Annotated in this window: 23 protein-coding genes; 3 read left to right on the top strand and 20 right to left on the bottom strand. The window is 42.6% G+C overall.

The window, feature by feature from the left end; genetic code table 11:
* Window positions 1–47: 47 nt before the first annotated feature.
* On the top strand, window positions 48–2138 hold the full coding sequence (locus ABD128_RS04095) for a hypothetical protein (RefSeq protein WP_343986947.1): 2091 nt from the start codon (window positions 48–50) through the stop codon (window positions 2136–2138).
* Window positions 2139–2216: 78 nt separating this feature from the next.
* Here the strand turns inward: ABD128_RS04095 and ABD128_RS04100 are convergent, their stop codons facing one another.
* The 12 genes from ABD128_RS04100 to ABD128_RS04155 all read right to left on the bottom strand — a co-directional run bounded on the left by ABD128_RS04100 (window position 2217) and on the right by ABD128_RS04155 (window position 12047).
* Window positions 2217–3908 carry a Na(+)/H(+) antiporter subunit D gene (locus ABD128_RS04100; protein WP_343986950.1) on the bottom strand — a complete coding sequence of 564 codons (1692 nt, stop codon included), beginning with the start codon at window positions 3906–3908 and terminating at the stop codon, window positions 2217–2219.
* Window positions 3895–4248 carry a hypothetical protein gene (locus ABD128_RS04105; RefSeq protein ID WP_343986953.1) on the bottom strand — a complete coding sequence of 118 codons (354 nt, stop codon included), beginning with the start codon at window positions 4246–4248 and terminating at the stop codon, window positions 3895–3897. Before ABD128_RS04105 ends, ABD128_RS04100 begins: the two co-directional genes overlap by 14 nt.
* Window positions 4241–5731, bottom strand: coding sequence for a monovalent cation/H+ antiporter subunit D family protein (locus ABD128_RS04110; RefSeq protein WP_343989347.1), 1491 nt, complete (start codon window positions 5729–5731; stop codon window positions 4241–4243). Before ABD128_RS04110 ends, ABD128_RS04105 begins: the two co-directional genes overlap by 8 nt.
* 56 nt (window positions 5732–5787) lie before the next feature.
* A complete protein-coding gene (locus tag ABD128_RS04115) occupies window positions 5788–7266 on the bottom strand; it encodes a monovalent cation/H+ antiporter subunit D family protein (RefSeq protein ID WP_343986956.1) in 1479 nt (492 codons plus the stop codon).
* Window positions 7263–7631, bottom strand: coding sequence for a cation:proton antiporter subunit C (locus ABD128_RS04120; RefSeq protein ID WP_343986959.1), 369 nt, complete (start codon window positions 7629–7631; stop codon window positions 7263–7265). The genes ABD128_RS04115 and ABD128_RS04120 overlap by 4 nt, the downstream gene beginning before the upstream one ends.
* Window positions 7628–8617: a DUF4040 domain-containing protein gene (locus ABD128_RS04125; RefSeq protein ID WP_343989349.1), complete on the bottom strand. Its 990-nt coding sequence runs from the start codon at window positions 8615–8617 to the stop codon at window positions 7628–7630. Before ABD128_RS04125 ends, ABD128_RS04120 begins: the two co-directional genes overlap by 4 nt.
* Window positions 8618–8621: 4 nt before the next feature.
* Window positions 8622–9005 carry a monovalent cation/H(+) antiporter subunit G gene (gene mnhG, locus ABD128_RS04130; RefSeq protein ID WP_343986962.1) on the bottom strand — a complete coding sequence of 128 codons (384 nt, stop codon included), beginning with the start codon at window positions 9003–9005 and terminating at the stop codon, window positions 8622–8624.
* Window positions 9002–9274: an MrpF/PhaF family protein gene (locus ABD128_RS04135; protein WP_343986965.1), complete on the bottom strand. Its 273-nt coding sequence runs from the start codon at window positions 9272–9274 to the stop codon at window positions 9002–9004. The genes mnhG and ABD128_RS04135 overlap by 4 nt, the downstream gene beginning before the upstream one ends.
* A complete protein-coding gene (locus ABD128_RS04140) occupies window positions 9274–9762 on the bottom strand; it encodes a Na+/H+ antiporter subunit E (protein WP_343986968.1) in 489 nt (162 codons plus the stop codon). Before ABD128_RS04140 ends, ABD128_RS04135 begins: the two co-directional genes overlap by 1 nt.
* 399 nt (window positions 9763–10161) lie before the next feature.
* Window positions 10162–10851, bottom strand: coding sequence for a DNA polymerase III subunit epsilon (gene dnaQ / locus ABD128_RS04145; RefSeq protein ID WP_343986971.1), 690 nt, complete (start codon window positions 10849–10851; stop codon window positions 10162–10164).
* Window positions 10852–10861: 10 nt separating this feature from the next.
* Window positions 10862–11305 (bottom strand): ribonuclease HI, encoded by a 444-nt coding sequence (gene rnhA, locus ABD128_RS04150; protein ID WP_343986974.1) that lies wholly within the window; start codon window positions 11303–11305, stop codon window positions 10862–10864.
* 52 nt (window positions 11306–11357) lie between these two features.
* The gene (locus ABD128_RS04155) at window positions 11358–12047 is read right to left on the bottom strand and encodes a methyltransferase domain-containing protein (RefSeq protein ID WP_343986978.1); all 690 of its coding nucleotides are present in this window, start codon (window positions 12045–12047) and stop codon (window positions 11358–11360) included.
* 110 nt (window positions 12048–12157) lie between these two features.
* On the opposite strand from ABD128_RS04155, the gene gloB reads away from it, so the two are divergent.
* The gene (gene gloB / locus ABD128_RS04160; protein ID WP_343986981.1) at window positions 12158–12928 is read left to right on the top strand and encodes a hydroxyacylglutathione hydrolase; all 771 of its coding nucleotides are present in this window, start codon (window positions 12158–12160) and stop codon (window positions 12926–12928) included.
* 14 nt (window positions 12929–12942) lie between these two features.
* Entirely contained in the window at window positions 12943–14484 is a 1542-nt protein-coding gene (locus tag ABD128_RS04165) for a lytic transglycosylase (RefSeq protein ID WP_343986984.1), read from the top strand.
* Between the two features lie 97 nt (window positions 14485–14581).
* Here ABD128_RS04165 and ABD128_RS04170 read toward each other — a convergent pair whose 3' ends face one another.
* From ABD128_RS04170 to ABD128_RS04205, 8 genes are all read right to left on the bottom strand, one after another.
* Window positions 14582–15778, bottom strand: a complete 1197-nt coding sequence (locus ABD128_RS04170; protein WP_343986987.1) for an ABC transporter permease — start codon at window positions 15776–15778, stop codon at window positions 14582–14584.
* Window position 15779: 1 nt separating this feature from the next.
* Window positions 15780–16580: an ABC transporter ATP-binding protein gene (locus ABD128_RS04175; RefSeq protein WP_343986990.1), complete on the bottom strand. Its 801-nt coding sequence runs from the start codon at window positions 16578–16580 to the stop codon at window positions 15780–15782.
* A gap of 17 nt (window positions 16581–16597) precedes the next feature.
* Window positions 16598–17695, bottom strand: a complete 1098-nt coding sequence (locus ABD128_RS04180; RefSeq protein WP_343986993.1) for a YcjF family protein — start codon at window positions 17693–17695, stop codon at window positions 16598–16600.
* Window positions 17692–19116, bottom strand: coding sequence for a YcjX family protein (locus ABD128_RS04185; RefSeq protein ID WP_343986996.1), 1425 nt, complete (start codon window positions 19114–19116; stop codon window positions 17692–17694). Before ABD128_RS04185 ends, ABD128_RS04180 begins: the two co-directional genes overlap by 4 nt.
* A gap of 156 nt (window positions 19117–19272) precedes the next feature.
* Entirely contained in the window at window positions 19273–20610 is a 1338-nt protein-coding gene (locus ABD128_RS04190; RefSeq protein WP_343987000.1) for a tetratricopeptide repeat protein, read from the bottom strand.
* An 18-nt stretch (window positions 20611–20628) separates the two neighbouring features.
* On the bottom strand, window positions 20629–21261 hold the full coding sequence (locus tag ABD128_RS04195; RefSeq protein ID WP_343987003.1) for an energy transducer TonB: 633 nt from the start codon (window positions 21259–21261) through the stop codon (window positions 20629–20631).
* A complete protein-coding gene (locus ABD128_RS04200; protein ID WP_343987006.1) occupies window positions 21262–21663 on the bottom strand; it encodes an ExbD/TolR family protein in 402 nt (133 codons plus the stop codon). It abuts the gene before it with no gap.
* Between the two features lie 17 nt (window positions 21664–21680).
* Window positions 21681–22193 carry a MotA/TolQ/ExbB proton channel family protein gene (locus ABD128_RS04205; protein ID WP_110199043.1) on the bottom strand — a complete coding sequence of 171 codons (513 nt, stop codon included), beginning with the start codon at window positions 22191–22193 and terminating at the stop codon, window positions 21681–21683.
* Between the last annotated feature and the right edge of the window lie 9 nt (window positions 22194–22202).

The raw sequence follows: 22202 nt of genomic DNA on the forward strand, positions 1-22202 counted from the left end.
ATGCCACTATTTAATTGTTATTCACACGTTAAATAGGAAAGCAATTTATGAAAACACTGAAACTTCTCACCATGGCCTCGTTAGTGCCACTGCTGTGGGCGAACTCTTCACAAGTAAAAGCAAAAGAACAAAGCCTTTCATCACAAAAGATGGAAATACAAAGAATAGAACCTTGTATTGAGCCATACAATAATTACAACCAGCAACCAAATAACGAAATACAACCAATTGATGACTGCGATGGCGGTGGTGGTGGCTCAACAGGTCCTTATGCACCGCCTGGAATGCCATCATCAATAACTTCCCCTGTGTATACAAACGATGATAATTATCGCGTTTCATGGCAACCAGGATACGGTGGAGGTTATTCTGTAAGAAACGAATTATACTTACAAACCAATAATGGGAGTTGGTCTAAAGTATATGACGGTTATGGCTCCAGTAAATACTTCACTGTTACGGAAGGCAAAAAAATAAAACGTCACCGTGTACGCTCTTGTAACTCTAAGGGCTGTAGCGGGTATAAATACAGCGACAAAATGATCGTTAATTTTAAGGAAAAACCAAATCTTTATTCCAAATATAATTTCTTAGGGACCCTAGACCAAAAGAATAGTACATATCAATCAAACACCCAGAGCTTTAAAACTGTACTATCCCGTGACACACAAGCTGGCCAATCATCAGGCTCTTTTAATGCAACTTCAAATCAAGACCGTTTCTATCTTGGCGATGGTTATGACTTAGTACGCGGTGCCTTAAAGGAAACCTGCTTAAACGTGGAACATCCTGATTTTGAAATTACACAAACCCCACCACTACAACCAAGTACTTTTAGTATTGACTATGTGAATGACAACCGTCACTTGGCAGAGTTATTAGAAGTATCTGCTTCAGCTAAAGTTGGTTTTACAGGAGATGACTTCAGTATAGGGCTGTCTGGTGAAAAAGAGCGTTACGTGAAATCTGTGGCTGATGAACAGCATGTACGATTTGTCGTAAAAGTTAAAAACCGACGCGAGTTCTGGAAGCTGAACACTCCAACAGACGCAATTTACCCTGAATTGGTCAACCAGGTTCTTTCACCGAATGACGACGAAGCAAAGGCGGACTTTAGGGAGCGCTGTGGTGATAACTTCATCAATAGTGCTAATCTTGGCTCGGCTCTATATCTAGTGTTCACATTTGATGCTAAAAAATACAGCTATGAAGAACGTGAGTCTAAAAAAGCAGAGCTTGGCTTAAAAATTGATGATATTTTCTCTATCAATGGCGCAGCAGGCTCATCTACGGAGCTGAAAGAGACGTTAGATAGTCTAAACGTTACTATTAATGCCGATCAAGTTGGTGGGCCATATGGTTTAGCGGCTAGCATCACTCCAGCAAACGTTATAGATAAGTATAACCAATTTGTTCAAGACACGTCTGAAAGTAACTGGGCGGCTGTAGACTTTTCAACGTCTAATTACCAACGTCCAACTACTTATAATGGATATACCCATAGTGAAATATTTGCAGACTACCGAGGCACTCAGGGAGTTCTAGCTCAAATGCAACGCTGGGCAGATATTAGTGTTCAACACAGAGAGCGTTGTGACCCTTGGGGTGAATATGGACAGTCAACACCATCTCAGTGTAGCAGCTCACAAGCTGAAATTATTATTGCTATGGAAACTTGCCGTGATACACGTGAATGGGCTAACTGTAAACACCCATTAAGCTATGATACCGGCAACGTCAGTATTACTGTTCCAGGCACAAACCTATTGAACTGGTTGAATGCCAATGTAAAAAAACTTAACCAAGAATCCGTTTCAGAACTCTACGACCACCATGTTCATACAGGCTCGATTCAAGTTAATGATCAGACCTGTTTATCAGCATCATCTTGCTTTGCAAACCCTCACAGAGGATTTGGCGCAGGAATCGGTAAGGGCTTTAACATTGAGACATTTGAGTATGATAACCCGAGAGGTAGTGGTCGTAGTCATAGTATTTCACCACAATACTGTGTCCGCTCAGAAGCATACTTGAAAACTGGTAACCCTCCATTTGGTGATACAACTGCAGACTGGAGATATCGTGTTAATTTTGAAGGTGTGTGCCCAGAAACTGAGAACTTTGTTATTGTTCAGTAATAACTGAGCTCTTCAATCAACAAAAAAGCCGGTTTTAACCGGCTTTTTTAATGCTGTATTACTTTCTTAATTGAATACCTACCAAAAGCTAAGTATTAAAAACACAGCCAATAGAATACTGACCCAAATAACCATACTTCCCGAGAGTTGGGTACGAGAAAGAATACCATCCGGCTCATGACGTGCAACCATACCAATCACACCATTAACACCACGCATGAAGCTTTTACGAATCGCTCGGTCGAGCGCCCAAAAGGTATTGAAGAATGGCGTCAATATCGCCGGGAATAATCGACGGTACAACCAATCAATATCCAGGTTCACAGACGGCAACTCTGGTGGATACATGTTCTTTAAGTTTAACCACACGAAGGCTAGCGCCGAGAAGAACAACAGCTGTGTTTGCGTTAACACATGGGTAGCATCATAAGGATTATAACCTGTGTCATATGGCAATAAACTATACAACGCCTGCGGATAGACACCAATCGCAATACACAAGACGGCCGAAATCGTCATCGCAAGTAGCATATTCTTTGGAGGTTCAGTGGTCCTAATGCCCGAGTCATGCGCAAAGAAGGCAAAGTACGGAATTTTGATACCCGCATGATGGAATACGCCAGCCGCGGAGAATAACAATAACAACCACGCCCAGCCGTAGCCATTATTGAGCGCTGCCGACATCACCATCGACTTACTGACAAAACCACTAAAGAGCGGGAAGGCTGAAATCGAGGCAGCACCGATCATACAGAGTATCGCGGTTTTAGGCATAGACTTATATAAACCACCAAGTCGTGAGCCGTCAATCTTGCCCGTCATGTGCAACACGGCACCCATTGACATAAAGAGTAACCCTTTAAACAAAATATCGTTAAAGGCGTGTGATACAGCACCATTAATGGCTAAGGTCGTACCGATCCCGATCCCCACCACCATGAAACCAATCTGGTTAATCATGCTGTAGGAAAGCACTCGGCGCAGATCGTTTTCGATCACGGCGAAGAAAATAGGGAAACAGGCCATGGTAACGCCAATATAAACCAAGAGTTCAGTACCAGGATAGGCACGAGCTAAGGCATAAACAGCAACTTTAGTGGTAAAGGCGCTCAAGAATACAGTACCCGTTGGCGTCGCTTCTGGATACGCATCGGTCACCCAGTTATGAAGCATTGGGAAGGCACACTTAACGCCGAAGGCAATAAAGATTAACCAACTAGCAGTATCGCTCAACCCAATTTTCGTGAAATCAATGGTGTTATGTTCATGGGCGTAGAAGATAATTCCGACTAGCAATACTACGCCTGATAACACCTGAATAATAAGGTAACGCAAACCCGCTAAGTAAGAACGCTCGGTACGTGTCGCCCAAATTAGAAATACTGAGGTGACGGCTAGTAGTTCCCAGAACACAAACAAGGTAATAAGGTCGCCAGCGAAAACGGCACCAACAGCACTACCGGCATACAGCAAACCACTGATCTGCTGTAACGTGTCTTTAACATGCAGCGCAAACAGCATGCAGATGAAGGCTGCGATGTGGAAAATATAGCCAAACAGCAGACTTAATTTATCAACCTCGAACACTTCTAATTGGAAGCCGATAAAGTCAAAACTGAGTACCGTTCCAACTGGCACAGTCAATAAGTGCAAGCCGCTCAATACAGGCGTAATCAGTAATATCGCTTGGCGCAATTTACCTTGCGTGAATAAAGCAATCAGCGCGCCAATGAAAAATGGTGCAAAGGCAGGCATCTCAGGCATCCACATTGTTGCCTCCTTGCGCTTGCTTTACTTCTTCAGTTTTGTTTGCTGAGTCTTTTTCAGCTGGCGCTGGGTGCTGCTTCTTCTCTAGCTTGTCGTAATAGTCTTCATCACGCATCAAGAAAATTCGCATCCACTTAGCGACAAAAACTAATACTACACAACCCACGAAGCCATAAATCGGGTAGAAGGCAAATATATCTTCCCACGAATGATAAACGTGTCGGTGAATCACAAACTCCAACAGCACCAATAACAAGCAAATCGCATATACGATATACAGCAAACGCTTTACGTTTTTAGGATTATCAAACAAGTATTGCTTGTCTTGCTTTTGCTTAGCCATGCGCACCTCCCGCAATAGTTGCAAGCGACTGTGCTAAGCCGTAGAAAGGTTGCGGCCAGAAAAAGAAAACTAAGGTCATAATCGCAGTAATACTCAATGCTAATAAACTTGGCCACGGTGCTTCTTTAATCTCGTCACGGCGAATCGAAACAACACTGCGTTCGCCATCGAAGAAAGCACGTAGCGGAATAGGAAGTAAGTAGGCGATGTTCAACAAGGAGCTGATCATCAAAACAATCATCACTGCTACTTGCTCAGCTTCTAACGTCCCCATCAATAAATACCACTTACTCCACATGCCAGCAGCAGGCGGTAAGCCGATAATACTCATGCTGCCGATAAAGAATGCAATCATCGTCAGTGGCATGGTTTTACCCAAGCCGCGCATGTCACTAATCTCGGTTTTATGCGCCGCCACCATAATAGCGCCCGCACAGAAGAAGAGTGTAATTTTACCGAAGGCATGGGCAACGATATGGAACGAACCACCAAGAACACCGGATTGAGTCGCTAATAAGGCGCCAATGGTGATGTAACCGAGTTGGCTCACCGTTGAGTAAGCCAGACGCTTTTTCAGGTTGTCTTGGCGCATGGCGACGAGTGACGCCAATAAAACGCCAGCGGTAGCGATATAAAGCAGCCAGTCTGTAATCGGCAGTTCAGCCAGTAAGTCGATACCAAAAATATAGACACAGACCTTCATGATGCTGAAAACGCCCGCCTTCACCACCGCAACGGCGTGTAACAAGGCACTGACTGGCGTTGGCGCAACCATAGCCGCAGGTAGCCAGCGATGGAAAGGCATCACGGCCGCCTTACCAATTCCGAATACGAACAATGCTAATAGAACGCTAGCCACGACTTTTGAGGTGCTATCATCAAACACGCCACCGGCGGTAAAGGTTAAATCCCCTGTTTCTGTCCAAGTGCCAATCACGGCGAATAGGAAGAACAAGATCGAGGTAACCAATAATATCGATAAGTAAATACGTCCGCCATGACGCGCTTTATCAGTTCCGGCATGGGTTACGAGCGGGTATGTCGATAGCGTTAAGATTTCATAAAAAACAAATAAGGTGAATAAGTTGTCCGCAAACGCTAAGCCCATAACACCTGTGATTGCTATGGCAAAGAAAAAATAGAACCGAGTCTGGTTTCCTTCGCCATGGCCACGCATATAACCAATGGAATAAATAGAAGTGACTAACCATAAAGAACCTGCTACTAAACTAAATAGCACGCCTAAAGGTTCCGCGCGGAAAGCGATGTCTAACCCTGGTAGCAACTCCCACCAGTGAACGTAAGCGCCCTGCCCTGCATCAAAGCTTTGATAAAAGGCTATCACCGCGAACAGTAATAATGCGCCGACAATTAAGGTTGCCGCTTCACGCAGGTTTTGTTGTTTATGGAACAGTAAAATTCCAGGGATCGCCAATAATGGCAAAAGAATGATCCACTGCATTAATGCTTCTTGAGTCATCATTTGATTGGCTATCTCACTACTAAGCTCGTTGCTAAGTCCGTTGTTAATTGCTCCGCTCATTTTGCAACCCCGAACAGCAAATCAGCAGTTCTTTCGGACAAACCAACGGTGAAGCTGGTATCAATACCGAAGTAAATGTTTGCTATCACGAAAATCCAGGCAGGAATTAGAATCGCTAAAGGAGCTTCTTTATACGACTGATTGTTTTGTAAAGCTGGCTTAAAGTAAGCGACTTCGACTAAACGCCAAATATAAGCAATCGCCAACAAGGAACCAATCAGCACGAGTACCGCAACTGGCCACAAGTTACTTTCAAGTAAGGCTAAAATTAAGTACCACTTACTAATAAAGCCCACCGTCAGCGGCATTCCGATTAAACTTAAACCACCAACTACAATTGCCGCCATGGTCCAAGGCATTTGCTTACCTAAGCCTGCGAAAGCTTTGATATTGACGCTACCGACACGATAAACCAAGCCGGCTAAAGCAAGGAAGACGGCACTTTTCATCAAGGCATGGTTAAACAGATGTAGCATGGTTGCGGTTAAACCAGTTTTGGTGCCGATACCAATCCCTAAGATCATGTAACCAATTTGGCTCACACTAGAGTATGCGAAAAGCCGTTTTATATTAGTCTGGTATATAGCCACAACCGAAGCGGCAATAACCCCGACCAAGCCTAAGCTCACCAAAATCTCGGTCAGCGGCATATGAGTAAAGGAGAACTCGAAGCCAAACACCGAGAAAATAAAGCGCAGGAGCACATAAATCGCTACTTTGGTTGAGGTTGCGGCTAAAAATACCGTCGCAATCGAAGGTGCGTACGCATAAGCGTTTGGTAACCATAAATGTAGCGGGAATAGCGCTAGCTTTAAACAAACACCTACCAAGAAAAAGGCGAATGCTGTAAAGACAGTTTTAGTTTGTTCAACTTCAGGCAAACGCTCGGCTAGGTCATGCATATTCAAGGTGCCGGTCATCATGTACATCAGACCAATACCAATCAAAATAAAGGTCGCACCGATAGTCCCCATAATCAGGTATTGATAAGAGGCCCATAACGAGCGGCGGTCATTACCCATGGCAATCATGGTGTAGGATGCTAGCGAAGAAATTTCAAGGAAAACAAACACATTGAACGCATCGCCAGTAGCTAATATCCCCAGCAAACCGGTTAAACACAATAGGTATGCGATATAAAAATAAGTCTGTCTCGACTCCGCCATCTCTTTGGTTAGGCTGGAACCGGCCGCCATAATCGTGATGGTGCTGATGGAAGTGACCAAGATCATCAAATAGGCGTTTAGCTCATCGACGCGGTATTCAATACCAATCGGTGCTTCCCAGCCACCCAGCGAATAGACTAAGGTGCCGTGGAGATTGACCTGCTGCAATAGCATAATGCTGACCACAAACGCCATGACGTTTGCAATTAGTACAAACCAGCGAACCAGTCGGGCTTCTTTTAGAATAAAGCAGATAGGTGCTGCAAGTAGCGGAATGATGACTTGCAGTATGGGTAAATGTTGAATCACTCTGTAGAACCCTCTTGCTGTAAGTCTTTTTCTTGAATCACATCTTCTTCGATGGTGCCATACGCTTCTTTAATTCTAACGGCTAAGGCTAGACCTAACGCAGTTGTGGCGACGCCAACAACAATTGCCGTAAGAATTAAAACGTGTGGCAGAGGGTTACTGTACACATTGTATTTATCATCAAGGATTGGAGCCGTTCCGCCAATGACCTTACTGATACTGATATAAAGAATGAAGACCGATGTTTGGAAAATAGTCAGGCCCATTAATTTTTTAACCAAGTTACCGTGCGCAATAACAATATAAAAACCACTCATCATTAGAAAAATCACGACCCAGTAATTGTACTGTTCTAAGAAGCTCATGCGGTCTCCTCACTATTCTTGCCAATTCGTCGCGCAAACGTTAAAAAGATTAGAATCATGGCGGTCGCTACGGTAATCCCAACGCCTAATTCAATGATAATAATCCCAACATGCTGTCCAGTAATATCATTTTCCGCCAGAACACTGTAGTTCAAGAAATTGCCGCCGTTTAACATACTCACGACACCAACCGAGCCATAAATTAAGACGCCCAGCGCCGCCAAAACTTTAGTCACTGGCATAGAGACTGCTTTGCTTGCCTGCTCAACACCAAACAGCATGGCGTAGAGAATAATGCTCGACGCAAAAATAACACCTGCCTGGAATCCCCCACCAGGACTGTATTCGCCATGGAATTGAACGTATAAAGCAAACAGCATTATAGCTGGAATTAAAATTTTACTGACAATCCGCAATACTTTATGTTGGGACATCGGCGCCGGCGCATTACCTAACTCACTCTCCTTGCGAGAAAACTCAAGCAAGCCAAGCACACCAACTAATGCGGTGAATACAACCACGACCTCGCCAAAAGTATCGAAACCGCGATAACTGGCTAAAACAGAAGTAACGATATTTGGGATATCTATATCTTCGCCTGACTGCATAATGTAATAAGGCGCCACATGCACTTGTGCTGGAGCTGTATCGGATCCAAAGGCTGGCATATCCACGGTGCCGAAGATGAGCATGATGCCAGTTATCACTACCACGGTTAGAGCGATTTTAGGGTGGTATTTTTTGTTATTTTCGTAACGCCCGGTCATGGTGATGGTCGTTAGCATCAGGATGGTAGAAATGCCCGCACCAACTGCCGCCTCAGTAAAAGCCACATCGACGGCGTCCATCAAGACAAAGAAAGCTGCTGATAATAAACTGTAAATCCCCGTAAACATCACTGAGGCGAATAAATCCTTAGTAAACGCTAGGGACAGAGCAGTAATCGCTAAAAACGCCAACAGGATGACATTAATTAAAATCTCTATGACTCTACTCCTTATTCTTAGTGTCTTCGGACTTCACAGGACCGAAACTACGTAAAACATCTTCGTCCTGCTCCTCTTGATTGCTTCCCAGCTTAGGACGCAGCCCACCGTGTAGCGCGGCTTTCGCAAGCGCGTGGCTTGCCGTTGGGCTGGTCAAGAATATAAATAGTACGATTAGTATCAGTTTGATTAAAACGATGTATTGGCCCTCAACTTGTAACATTAAACCTACAAGTACTAAGCCTCCTCCAAGTGTATCTGTCACACTGGCGGCATGCATTCGACTAAAGAAATCAGGGAAGCGATGCATCCCTATTGCACCTGAAACACAAATAAAACCGCCTAATAGCAGTAACGCCCAACTCAAGCTATCAATAAAAATACTCATTCTTTAACCTCACTTGAGTCAGGGTGCTTGTACTCAAAAAAGCGTAACACAGCAATAATGGCAATGAAGTTAATCAAGGCATACACCAAAGCGATATCCAGAAACTCTGGCCGGCCCATTAAGAAGCCTAAAACAGCAATAAACAACACGGTTTTAGTGCCGAAAACATTGACCGACAAAATACGGTCATACAGTGTTGGCCCCATAAAAGCCCGCACTAAAGCAAGCGCCATGGCAACCAAAATAGCTATAGCAGCGGCAAGAAACATTATTCCTCCAAGCGCGAAACACGGCGATCCATGTCGCCGGTCATTAAATAGCGAATAGCATTATCCGAAAGGGCGTAAACAATCATGGTGTCATCTTCAACATCCAGCGTCGTTGTCCCTGGCGTCAAGGTAATTGAATTTGCGTAGATCGCTTGCCCCATTTCTGTTTTCTGACTGATCGAAATTCGAGCTACCACAGGATTAATTGAACTTGGACCTTTCCAGATACGTTTAATCACAGTGATGTTAGATTTGACCAAGGTTTTCAGGAGCCATAACCAATAAACAATAATGCGACGACTGATATGTAGAGGTTGCGACTCTTCATCAATGATGCCTAAACGGTGCGACATGAAAACGACAAAGATGACGGATACAGCTCCCAAGGACAGCAGTAGGCCGTTGAAGAAACCTGAGTTGCCAAGCCAAATAAGTGACAACACAACAATTAGGCTGACGATGTAACGAATACTGTTATTTTTTTTCATCTAACTTCAACACACCTTATCTGAAAACCAAACAAGCCCCGAGAAGCAGTGGAGCAATCACTAGCAAACATTGCAACAATCGCAATAAAGCCAAAAGATTGTAGCAACCCCAAAAATACCCTGCAAGCATCCCCCTGAGCACTTATTGAGCAAAACTGATTCGCCAATAACTACATAAATAAGCTGTTAGTAAAACATAATTTTTCGACTTTATTTCAACTTTTCGAGTCGAATAACCTGAAACCTACGAAAAGCTCGATCACTTTTTGCTCGCCCCACAATCGCCAATAACCCTTTAAATTTGTACGCTTTTTGTACAAAAAAGCATTTCAAACTGAGTAACATTACCGTTTTGGCATACTTTTACTGACACAACTTATTAGTTGATCTAATGCGAATCTATTCCCAAATAGCCCCATTTAGACTCTTCAATTTTTTTTCATGAGCACTCAGTTCGTCATCGCTTGCTTTAATCACTTTTAAGCTGGGACGGTTTGTTGCAATTTTTCGCACTGGCAATTCTCCAGTTTCGGCGCTTGGGGTTGACTGGCGGCCAAGGGTTAAATTCGTCTGTCCACCGGTCATTCGGAGATAAACATCAGCTAGGATTTCCGAATCCAACAAAGCGCCATGAAGCTCTCGGTGACTATTATCAATTTCGTAACGCTTACACAAGGCATCAAGACTGTTGCGTTGGCCTGGATGCATCTGGCGAGCTAAAACTAGGGTATCGAGAACCGTACAATAGTCGCTTGTTTTACCTTTTGAGTGATCCCATACTTTCAGCTCATGATCAATAAAACCCACATCAAAAGGTGCGTTATGGATTACCAGCTCCGCGCCTTCAATAAACTCTAAAAATTGAGTGGCGATATCAGCAAACCGAGGCTTATCCTCGAGAAACTCATTAGTAATGCCATGCACTTCTATAGCACCTTCATCAATCTCACGATCCGGTTTTATGTACTGGTGATAATGGTTGCCCGTTAATTTACGGTTCACCAGTTCAACACAACCGATCTCAATAATTCGATGACCATCCGATGGCTCTAAACCTGTGGTTTCTGTATCCAGAACAATTTGTCTCATGTTCGCCCTTCTACTTCTCGTTTAATACTTTTTCAACGCCTAAATTTGCCAGCTCATCCGCAATTTCATTTTCCGGATGGCCACTATGACCTTTAACCCAGTGCCAATTAATCTGGTGCTTGGAGACCTGCTCGTCTAGAGCTTGCCACAGATCTTTATTCTTAACAGGTTTTTTCGCAGCGGTTTTCCAGCCTTTAGCTTTCCAGCCTTCTAACCATTGGTTTATACCGTTCTTAACATACACCGAGTCAGTTGTGAGCTCGACCTTGCAGCTGCGTTTTAACGCCTTTAGCGCTTCAATCGCTGCAGTTAATTCCATTCGGTTATTGGTGGTTTCTAGTTCACCGCCATAGAGTCGTTTTTCATGGTCGCCATAACGAAGTAGCGCTCCCCAGCCTCCAGGTCCTGGGTTACCCTTGCAGGCACCATCGGTAAAAATTTCTATTGTTTTCAAACTGTTGTAGAGCCTTTTATTGTTTAGAATGTAGCATTCTTTATGATAATGATTAGATATTCGCTAACTTGCCACCAAGTGCCAGAGCCTCAGCTTCCTCTTCAAGTGGGCGTAGAGGTGTCATGGTTGAGACTTTCTTTTGTGCTTTCACCATATAGGCGATAGGAGCTGAAAGCCACGCATTAGGCATCGACGATTTCGCCTCAAACTCTTTAAAGCCACGCCACCACGGACACCCGACAATTTCGGTTTCAAGTGTTTTAAATCCTAATAAATTTAGCCACTCTTGATACCGATGTATGCTGATCGAATGGCTTGGAAGTTCTTTTTTATTGCGCGACAAGCGCCCGCGAGCCTTAAGCATCCAGGGATTGTAAGGCGCGTATAACAAAGCATACAAGACGCCTTGTGGTGCTAATGCCCGATGTACCTCACCAAGCAATACACTTGGGTTTTCTGCATACTCAAAGGCATTGCTCAAGACTGCCGTTTGGATAGAATCGGTCATAATAGGCAATTCATCCGGTCTTGCCTCTACCGTATGACACAAGCCGTCACCAAGCCTTACATGATACTCAAAAACATTACACGGCAGGCTTAAACTTTGGGTCAAACTGTCTAGGGTTAACAAGTAACCACCATGGTACTCTTCAAGGTGCAGCTGCAACCACTCTTGCCATAAGTACCTCAAACGGTTTCCCGCCGGCATTTTAGCCCAACTTAACTCAAATAATCGCTCCATTGCTACCTGTCTAGTTGCTAGGTGTGGATCTGTCTTGTACAGTACTCAATGCTAACCCGAGTTATGCATCCAAGCAAACACAACCTAATTTATTATGAAAGTATAAGTCTATGAAAGTCATCCCATTACCAGCCTTTAATGATAATTACATCTGGGTCATCCATTCTTCGAACTCCAATGCCGTGGCAGTGGTCGATCCGGGCGATGCAGCACCAGTCATTGACTATATAGAGAAGCATGGTTTAACGCTCGAGACGGTATTAATCACACATTACCACAATGATCATATCGGAGGCGTAGCAACCTTAAAAAACCGCTACCAATGCCGAGTTTTCGCATCCCAACGAGATAATCTGATTTTTACCGATCGTAATTTAGTAGAAGGTGACAAGATTTCCATCCTTAATGATGAATTTCACTTTGAGGTAATAGCGGTGCCAGGTCACACCATGGGGCATATCGCCTACTATGGTCACGATGCCCTGTTTTGTGGAGACACGCTTTTCAAGGCAGGTTGTGGCCGCATGTTTGAGGGTACTCCTGAGGTATTTTTGGAATCACTCGGCAAACTCGCCAAACTTCCTAAAGAAACAAAGGTTTACTGCGCTCACGAGTACACATTGTCTAACCTCAAGTTTGCTTTGTCGATTGAGCCTAATAATGAAGCGATTAAGCAAGAAATCAATAATTCTCAATCACTTAGAGACGAAAATCGTCCAACCGTGCCGTCCACCATAGGCCAAGAACTTCGCTTTAACCCTTTCCTAAGGTGCCATGAAGATTCTGTGCAACAAGCAGCGAACCAAGCGACCGGGCACAAAACTTTCTCCGATCCTGTGCGAACTTTTGCTACAATTCGGCAACTAAAAGATAATTTTTAAACACAAAAATCATTATGAAGCGCATTGCTATTTTGTCTCTACTGGTACTAAGTGCTTGTAGTACTTTAGAAAAAAACACAAACTCACCGTCCACGGAAGGGGCCACAGCAAAAACAAACCAGCCGTTACCCGCGCCTGGTTTAGAGCAGGATGAGCTATCTCCTGAGGTTGAGTTGATAACTAAAGACTTAAAACCAGCCCTGCCAGTGAACTTGTGGGACGAAATTGCTAAGCAGCAAACTCTAACGCAAATCAGTAACGCTCGGGTTGAATCACAGCAAAAGCGCTTTTTGCGCCACAAGCACCACCTTATTGATCGCGCCAATAAAGCTGCACCCTATCTTTATTACATCATTTCTGAGCTTGAAAAACGTGGCATGCCCGTAGAATTGGCCTTCACACCAATGGTGGAGAGCAATTTCGACCCTCTGGCCCACTCAGTCGTACAAGCAGCCGGCTTGTGGCAGTTTATGCCTAGAACCGCTCGCGGTTTCGGTTTAACCATCGATCAGTGGTACGACGGTCGCCGTGACGTGGTTGCCTCGACCCAAGCTGCTTTAGACTATTATGAGTACTTAAATAAAATGTTTGATGGTGACTGGTTACTAACAGTCGCAGCTTACAACGTAGGTCAAGGTAACGTCTTAAAAGCTATTAAGCGTAATAAACGTAAAGGGCTCCCAACCGACTACTGGTCATTGAAGTTACCAAGAGAAACCATGCGCCACGTTCCCAAGTGGATTGCCCTTTCTAACATTTTCCTCAACGCCAAAGACTTCGAGGTAGAGCTCCCTTTCATCGAAAATACACCAGCCTTTAAACAGGTTGCGATCGAAGCGCCAGCCAACCTAATGCAGTTGGCTAAAATTGCTAATATAGATAAAAATGTTTTCTATCGCCTCAATCCCGCTTACAACAAATTATTTATTCCCGAAGAACATGGTCAGGCACAAATTTTAGTACCGACGAAAAATGTGCAACTGTTCCAAAAGGGTATAATGGACATTGAGCCAGGCAAAGAGCTTGGACTATTAACCTATACGGTTAAATCTGGAGACAACTTGAGTGCAATTGCGAAGAAAAATAACACCAGTGTGTCGACCTTAAAAAACCTCAATAAGCTCAAATCTGACTTCTTAAAAGTGGGACAAGTATTAAAAATGCCAGGGTTTGCTGATGCTTCCGAGCATGAATTAAACTTTATGGCGACTTTGGACAAGAACCGTCAGCGTCGTCGCTATCAGACCTACCGAGTTAAAAGTGGAGATAGCTTATGGAGTATTGGTAAGCGCTTTGGAGTAACGTCAACTCAGGTTGCTCGTTGGAATAACATGAACAAAAACAGCACCTTACGAATCGGTCAGCGGTTAAAGGTTTGGCCTAAACGTTACTCCCAGTTTGCCTCGGCTAAAACCTCATACAAAGTGAGAAGTGGTGATTCACTTTCAGCAATCGCCAGAAAGTTTAACGTAAAAATTAGTGATTTAACGAAGTGGAACCGACTGAGTAAAAGAAGCATTATTCGCCCAGGACAAACATTAACTATTTATCGCTAAGCTTTCTACCTTATAACAATTAACCATCAAAAAAGGGCCCGAAGGCCCTTTTTTATTACCGTGTATTTAACTAATAAAACACAGCTGAATACAAAGCTTAACTTCTAAATAACACCTTCTCTTTCTTAAAAAACTGAGTTGTGAAATACAATAAAGCACCAGCGATAACGACTGTTGACCCCAGTAAAACCATAATCATACTGTAGTCTACCGTTCCTTTAACTAAATCTTTCATTGCCAGAGCAACGTTAGTTATAGGAATCATCGCCGTTTTAACCGTCAACTCCATGCCAGGAACAAAGGCCACTATTACGGGCATAAACCCAAGCATAAAGATTGGTGACATATAGGCTTGCGCCTCTTTCATGTTTTTGGCGTAAATCGAGGCGCTCAACATAATCGATGCGAAAATACTGGTAAGTGGCACTAGCAAAACAGCTACAAGCAACAGATCAAGCCCAGAGATATTCGACAAGAAGTCCAGCCCACTCATTTTGCCACCCATGGTGAAAATCCAGGTCCACACAAAATAACTGAGCAATGTCACAATGACCGTGAAGAAGCTCGCGGTAAAAATCACTCCAAATTTAGCTAATACGATCTTACCTTTTGTCATTGGAGTTAAAAGCAAAGTCTCTAAGGTTCCACGCTCTTTTTCTCCAACACCAAGCTCTAGTGCTGGGTACATAGCGCCAGAAACCGCTAACGCAATCAGAATGTAGGCAATCAAAGGACCGGCAAACTCGCCAATTCTCTCACGTTCTGAAGCGAAGTTTTTATTCTCTACGGCAATCGGCTTATTAAACGCCTTAACATTGTCTGTAGTTAAGTTAAAACGCTCGCCTAATGCTAACCGCTCTGTATTATTATAGGCCTCAATAATATCCTTCACCCTTTTGTTAGAGATATTATCGAGCTTAGATGCGCCTTTATAATATAGGTTAATTAATTCTTGCTTGCGACTTTGCGAAGGCATCTCTGAGTTTTCTGGCACTTCAATGATGAAGTCCACTTTATCGTTTAAAATCTCTGCCTTATAGTCGCTAGATTCAAGCTCAACCTTTTTGAAGTGCTTTTCAGCAGTAAACAAGTCAGGTAAACCTTCGAAGGTATTGCCATTAATAAAAGCAATTTTAAGTTCTTTTATTTCAGCTTCCTGCGTTTTACTTTGGGTAAATTTCCCTATACCAAAAAACAACACTGGGAAAATGATTGTTGGTAACAGAATCGAAAAAATTAACGTTTTCTTATCGCGCAAGATCTCTAGTAATTCTTTTTTATAAACTAACCACATTCTAAACGACCTCCTTCTCTTTGTTATTCACATTAGCTAAGAATGCATCGTATAAGTTACCCGATGGCGTCTGTGATGCGAAGTTTTGTGTACTTCCATAGAACTTTGTTTCACCGAGATCAATCAGGCAGACTTCATCACAAAGCCTTTCAACCTCATGCAGGTGATGCGTCGAAAATATTACCGACATTTCAGTTTCTTTATAGCTCTCAATAAAGTCTAAAACAGTCTTTGCTGAAATAACATCAAGCCCCGTGGTGGGCTCATCAAAGACCAAAACCTTTGGATCATGAATGACTGCTCGTGCGATTGAAGCACGTTGCATCATTCCCGTTGATAAGTCATCAGCACGCTTACCCGCGAATGTATGCATATCAAGCATAGAGAAGATTTTATCAATACGTTCATCCATTAAACGTTTAGATAAGCCATGCATACGACCAAAGTATTCCACATTTTCTCGAACCGTTAAGCGATGGTAAAGACCTGTTTTACCAGATAGAAAACCAATCAGCTTCTGCGCATAGCGTGGCTCTTTAGTGACATCATGTCCATTGATTAGAATTTCGCCTGCTGTTGGCTCCAAAGCCGTCGATAGCATACGAAGAGTTGTAGTTTTACCAGCACCGTTTGGCCCAAGAAGCCCTAAAACTTTCCCTTTGCCACACTGAAAGCTGACATCACGAACAGCGTGAAATACCCCTTCGCCTTCTCTCGGGTCTGTCGCAGTTTTATTCTTTTTTTTCTTTGCCTCCTTTTTATCGTAAGCAAAGCTTTTAGATAACCCTTTAATTTCTATCATTCTGTTTTCCCCTAATACTAACTATTGTCATAACCATTATGTTGCTTCAAAGCTTCCTGTTGCTTCACTTTCTCACTCTGCTTGTTAGATTTATCGCTAGAAGCACTTTTTATCAACCCTATAACCTTACTGAGTACTGACTTACGAACCTGACTTAACTTTGGCTTAGTTTCGCTATTGTAAGGTACTGCCCTGCAAAGGTGCATGGTTTGTAAGCCCATACGAGCGATTAATAAGCCAACACCTATACCTTGCGCTGCTTTTGTCGATATTGTTGCTGTTAAGCCCTTGCCAAGCATTTCTACGCCAGCATCGGCCACCAGCTCGCTGGCACCTGCCAACATCATATTCTTAAATACCCTCTTCGTCATCTCAAATCGACCCAAGGCTGTCTGTGGACAACCGTATAGTTGAGACAGCTGCTGAATCATCTTGCTACTCCGCCATGCCACCAGAGCCATGTCTACTGCAGCCAATGGACTTAATGCAACCATAGCTGCGCCCTCTGTGGCGTGCTTAGTAACAATGTCTATGGCGGCTGAATCCAACCCCTTTAAAATTGTCGATGAATATATTTGTATCAGCTCTTGATCATTATGAATCTGTTGCTTGCGATTATCATAGTCTTGCTTCAACTTATCGATATTCGCCGCACTCGATATGTCATCCGAGACTTCTCTTAAAACTGCATCCGCTTGTCCATAACTATTAACCCTCAGTAAACCGCTTATTGTTTCCTTTTGTAGCTGACGCTTTTTGAACCGTCTTCTTGCACGCCAACCTTTATACAATGAGTAAGCCCCGCTAAGGACTATGACACCTCCTAAAAAGCCAATGCCACCTCCAAGCAACCAGTGCTGGTTATAAAGACTTGTTATGAAGATAGCGGCTTCGTAGCCTGCAGCAAAAATAACAAAGGCGGAAAGACTGGGCCAAAAAAGTTTAGTAAGAAGTGATTTCTGCTGGGTTGATATTAGGCTTACCGATAAATCCACTGCGGAATCTGATTTATTTCTGACTAAAGGCTGACTATCTTCAAACTGTTGATTAAAAAGCTTTTCAGCTTTTTGATGTGCTTTATCAGAGCTATAAAATTTAACCGGTTTATCGCTCATACGAATTTATCTCCAATCAAAAACTGAAGAACTTTATCCATACGAATATGAGGCAATGAGTCATCGGGATTTAGCTCAGGGAGTGCAAAGGGCGAGAAATCGATTGTTAGCCTTCGCCACTCTTCCCTGCTGAGAGTTTTCGCCGGGACTTTACCTGGGTAATGGATCACAGACTCTCCTGACTTGTCATCTAGCCCTTTTACACACAGTAGTTGTTCACCGTTGTGCTCTGTAGTCACAGGAACAGAGGTTGCCACTGAGGCTATGGCCATAGTCTCAACATCAACTCCATCATAGCCAATTTCGTTTTTAATTTGGGTAACAATTTTTTGCATAAAAGACTCTAATGATGCATGTTGATCAGGTGGTACTAAATCCGCTTTTGTCGTAGCAATCATCAGCTTGTCGATGGATGGAGAGAACAAACGCTTTAACCAATTAGAACGACCGTAGCTAAAACCCACTAGCAGTCTCTCAATCGTTTCTTTTAGATCTTGGTATGAGTCATAATCTGACTGCAAAACAGCGATAGTATCTAGAAGCACGATTTGTCGATCGACTTTTGAGAAATATTCTTCAAAAAAAGGTCGAATAATATGTTTCTGATAATAATTATATCTACGCTCTAGAACTTTCAATACAGAATGACTTTCAAACTGCTCCCAATCTAAATTAAGAATATCCGGTGAAATCACAGGGAAGAATGAAAGTGCAGGGCTATCTTTCAGTTCACCAGGAAGTAAAAAGCGACCAGGAAGAGCTAAACTGAAGTCATTGTAAGACTTTCTGTAGTCATGTAGAGCATTTTTATACTCATTAGCTAACTCGCCAAGTTGCTCACCTTGCTCTGCTTCGTCTATAACATTGTTGTACTGAAGCTGTGATAACTTATCAAATACATTTGAAACAAAGGGTTTACGCCTTTCACTCTCTAAATATTGCAAACAAAGCTGTGACCACTCTTTGAAACTTAGGCTTAAAAGCGGTAAATCCAATAACCACTCACCAGGATAGTCTAGAATCTCTATGGTAAGAAAACTATTTTCAGTCAGCTGACTTAACCATTTATCTTTAACCATGAAGCGACATTGGATATTCGCTTGTGAAGTACTTCTAGTAGAAGCTGGCCAGGAGGGGTCTTCAGCTGTTATGGACTTTATACTCCCTAGATAATCAAACGCTGGGATATGGAGCTGTTCGTGCAAAGCTAACTTGGAAACTAACAACCTACCCTCACGGCACGGTGCGAAGAATGTTAAGTGTTCCTCACCGGGAGCATATAGAAGCTGATTGATAAATGAAGTAATAAATGCAGTTTTCCCTGCACCACTAAGCCCTGTGACAGCTACACGCACATGTTTATCTAGCCCGCGCTGCACCAAGTGCTCAGCCTTACTCTTAGCGTTCTTGTACCAGGACATAGTAAATCCAATTAAAGTTATGATTTAAGTATAAAGTAGAATGCCTGAATGATGTATGTGTAAAAGTAATAAAATATTACTGTAAAAATTCTAAAAACTTTATTCCATGCAAAAAAAAACGCTACTAAGAGTAGCGTTTTCATTGATCTACAAAATTTAAGAATCGTTATCTGAATCAGAAGCTTCTTCTTCGAGCTTCATCGCAGCAATATCATCCTTCATTTTTTTCAATTGACCAATATACTTAATATAAGCATTGGCATTTTTTGCTACTTTAGGATATTTAGCAGCTTGTTGCATAGTTTTAATAGCAGCTGCTTCTTGTCCTAACCTAAACTGAGAAACACCAAGATTCATGTAGGCATAGCCTGTTTCGTCTGGCTTTAACCCACCCTTTCTAACTGCCGAACGATATCTTTCGATAGCTTTAGGGTAGTTATCTCTTTCTTGGTACATCATGCCTAACTTGTAGTCATATTTACCAGAGGAAGTAAAACTAGATGCTTTATCATAGGCAACAATTGCATTTTCAAGATCTCTTGCAAAGAAGTAGTTATCAGCAACACGCTTCCAATTATCTTCATTGGATTCTACAACTCCTGACTCTATTCCCTCTCTTAATCTTTCGGCTGCAAGCCTTGGTGTTTTATTATTAGCAAATAAAGCTGATAATTGCTTGTAATTAGTCTCGCTTCTCCAGATACCATTCATCCTTGCTAATTCTGCAAGAGCTAACATATCTGCTTGCTTCCCTCTGCGGCTGTAAACAGCGAACAAGTTATTGTAAACAGACTTTTCTGCAGGGAAAAGCTCTACCATTTCCTCACCAATAACTTCTGCACCAGCATTGTCATTAAGCTTAATATGAGCACCAAATAGCATACCATAGAGTGGTTTTTTAGAACTTGAGCCTAATTCTAAAGCTATATAAGCAGGACAAATAGACTCTCTATGGTTTTCACTATTGAACAATAAACTAGCATAAGCAGCATAAGAATTTGCAGGAGGCTTAATAGCGTCAGCAAAATACTTCTTCATCCAGTTGATGGCTTCAGGGTAATTTTCTTCAATACTATAGGTTTGCGCAATAATACGGCGCATAGCAACAACGTACTGCTGACTTAAATAACCACTGTCAATAGCTTTCTTGAAAGCATCTCTTGCGGCTTTATAGTTTTCAGTTGCCTGGTAGTTCGCACCTAACAACTGATAAGCTCTACCTACTGCAACTTTGTCCCCAGAGTTAGCAATTAAATCTCTAAGAATTGTTATTGACTCATTGTGCTTACCATCAGCATACGCTTCATTTGCAGCTGTAATTTTCTTAAAAGCAGACTGTGAAGTTATTGAGCCTTTATTTTGAGCTTCTTCGTACTTTCCTTCTGTCGGGGACAGAGGTTTACATGAAGACGTATACTTTGTTTGGGGTAATGCCGAAGCACTACCAACAAACAACAAACCTGTGACGCCTAAAATAATTGGTAATTTTTTCATAATAATCACACTTAAATGTTACTGATCAAGCTTGAACTCCATTCTGTAACGCATGTTACGTTGATGGATAGGCTGACCGTTCACAATTCTTGGTTTGAATTTCCATTTACGGATTGCACGCAAGGCATTTCTTCTGAAAACACCACGTGGACTTTCGTCTTCAACAGATATATTTGAAGGTGACCCGTCAGGTCCGATATCCATAGTGAACAAAACGTAACCTTCAATGCCTTTCAAATTCGCTTGTACAGGATACTCTGGTTGAGGCATGTATACAGGAATGGCTTCACCATCACCCATGCCTGAAAAATCATCTTGTCCTGAGCCGAGGCCACCGATATAAATACCTGTACCATCCATCGAAGCATCAATATTATCAATTTTAATGTCTACGATAGCCGTAACAACTTTTTGCTGTTTTTGCTGCACTTGTTGCTGCGGTGGTGGTGGCTCTTTAGGTGGTGGTGGCTTTTTAGGCGGTCTACGTTCTTTACGTTGAACCTGTTTGTCTTCTTCAACAAACGCCACTTCCACTCTTATATTTTCGACCTCATCTTTCTTTGCATTTGATGTAATCAAAAAATTCATCAATAGGAACAAACCAACCACAATACCGAAGGCAAACAGTGCGCTTACAATAACTCTTAACATTTACTGTTCCTTTTCTGTTGCAACTGAAACTTTAGCACCAGAGCTCTTAGCAAAGTCTAAAACTTGTAAAACAAGCCCAGCTTTTGCTTTTTTATCAGCCTGAATGACCACCTCACCTTCGAGGTTTTCAGTACGCATCGATTGGATTTTTGATTTCACTTCTGACGGCTGTACTGTTGTCTTATCAATAGTAATGACGTTTTTTTCGTCAATAGCGACAAAAATATACGCATTTTTACGCTCTTTAGCTGTTTCTGCTAAAGGTTTGACAACTTCTACACCTGATTGTTTCACAAAAACCGTGGTCACGATGAAGAAAATTAACATGATAAATACGATGTCCAGCATCGGCGTCATGTCAATTTCTACATCTTCTTGTTTTCTTTTATCTTGTATAGCCATGTAGTTTCACCCAATAATTAATGGTGTGAAAGGTTATCGGCTAACTGGTGTGTCTTAACATAAGTCGTTTGCTCTAAACGACTACTGAAAAAGATACCAGATAATGCAGCAACCATTCCCGCCATAGTTGGAATTGTGGCTTTAAAAATACCACCAGCCATTTGACGTGCACTACCCGAGCCTTGACCTGACATGCCATCAAATACATCAATCATACCTGTCACAGTACCAAGTAACCCTAGTAATGGACAAATTGCGATTAAAGTTTTAATTAGAAGCATTCTTTGATTCAAAGCTTCTCGAGCTGCAGAGATCCAAGCATCACGGATTTGTTTTGCTTTCCATGACGTTTGGTCTTCTCGTGCATTCCAACGTGCGATTATTGAACGAGCTTCTTTTGGATACTGGCCATAAATGTACCAGTATCGCTCGATCAAGAAGGTCCACATTAAGAAGAGAACGAGTCCTATCCACCATAGGACCCATCCGCCTTTACCGATAAACTCTAATATCGTATAGATTAATTCCATAAGGAAATC

Source organism: Kangiella japonica (genome assembly GCF_039523535.1).
GTDB classification, from domain to species: Bacteria; Pseudomonadota; Gammaproteobacteria; order Enterobacterales; family Kangiellaceae; genus Kangiella; species Kangiella japonica.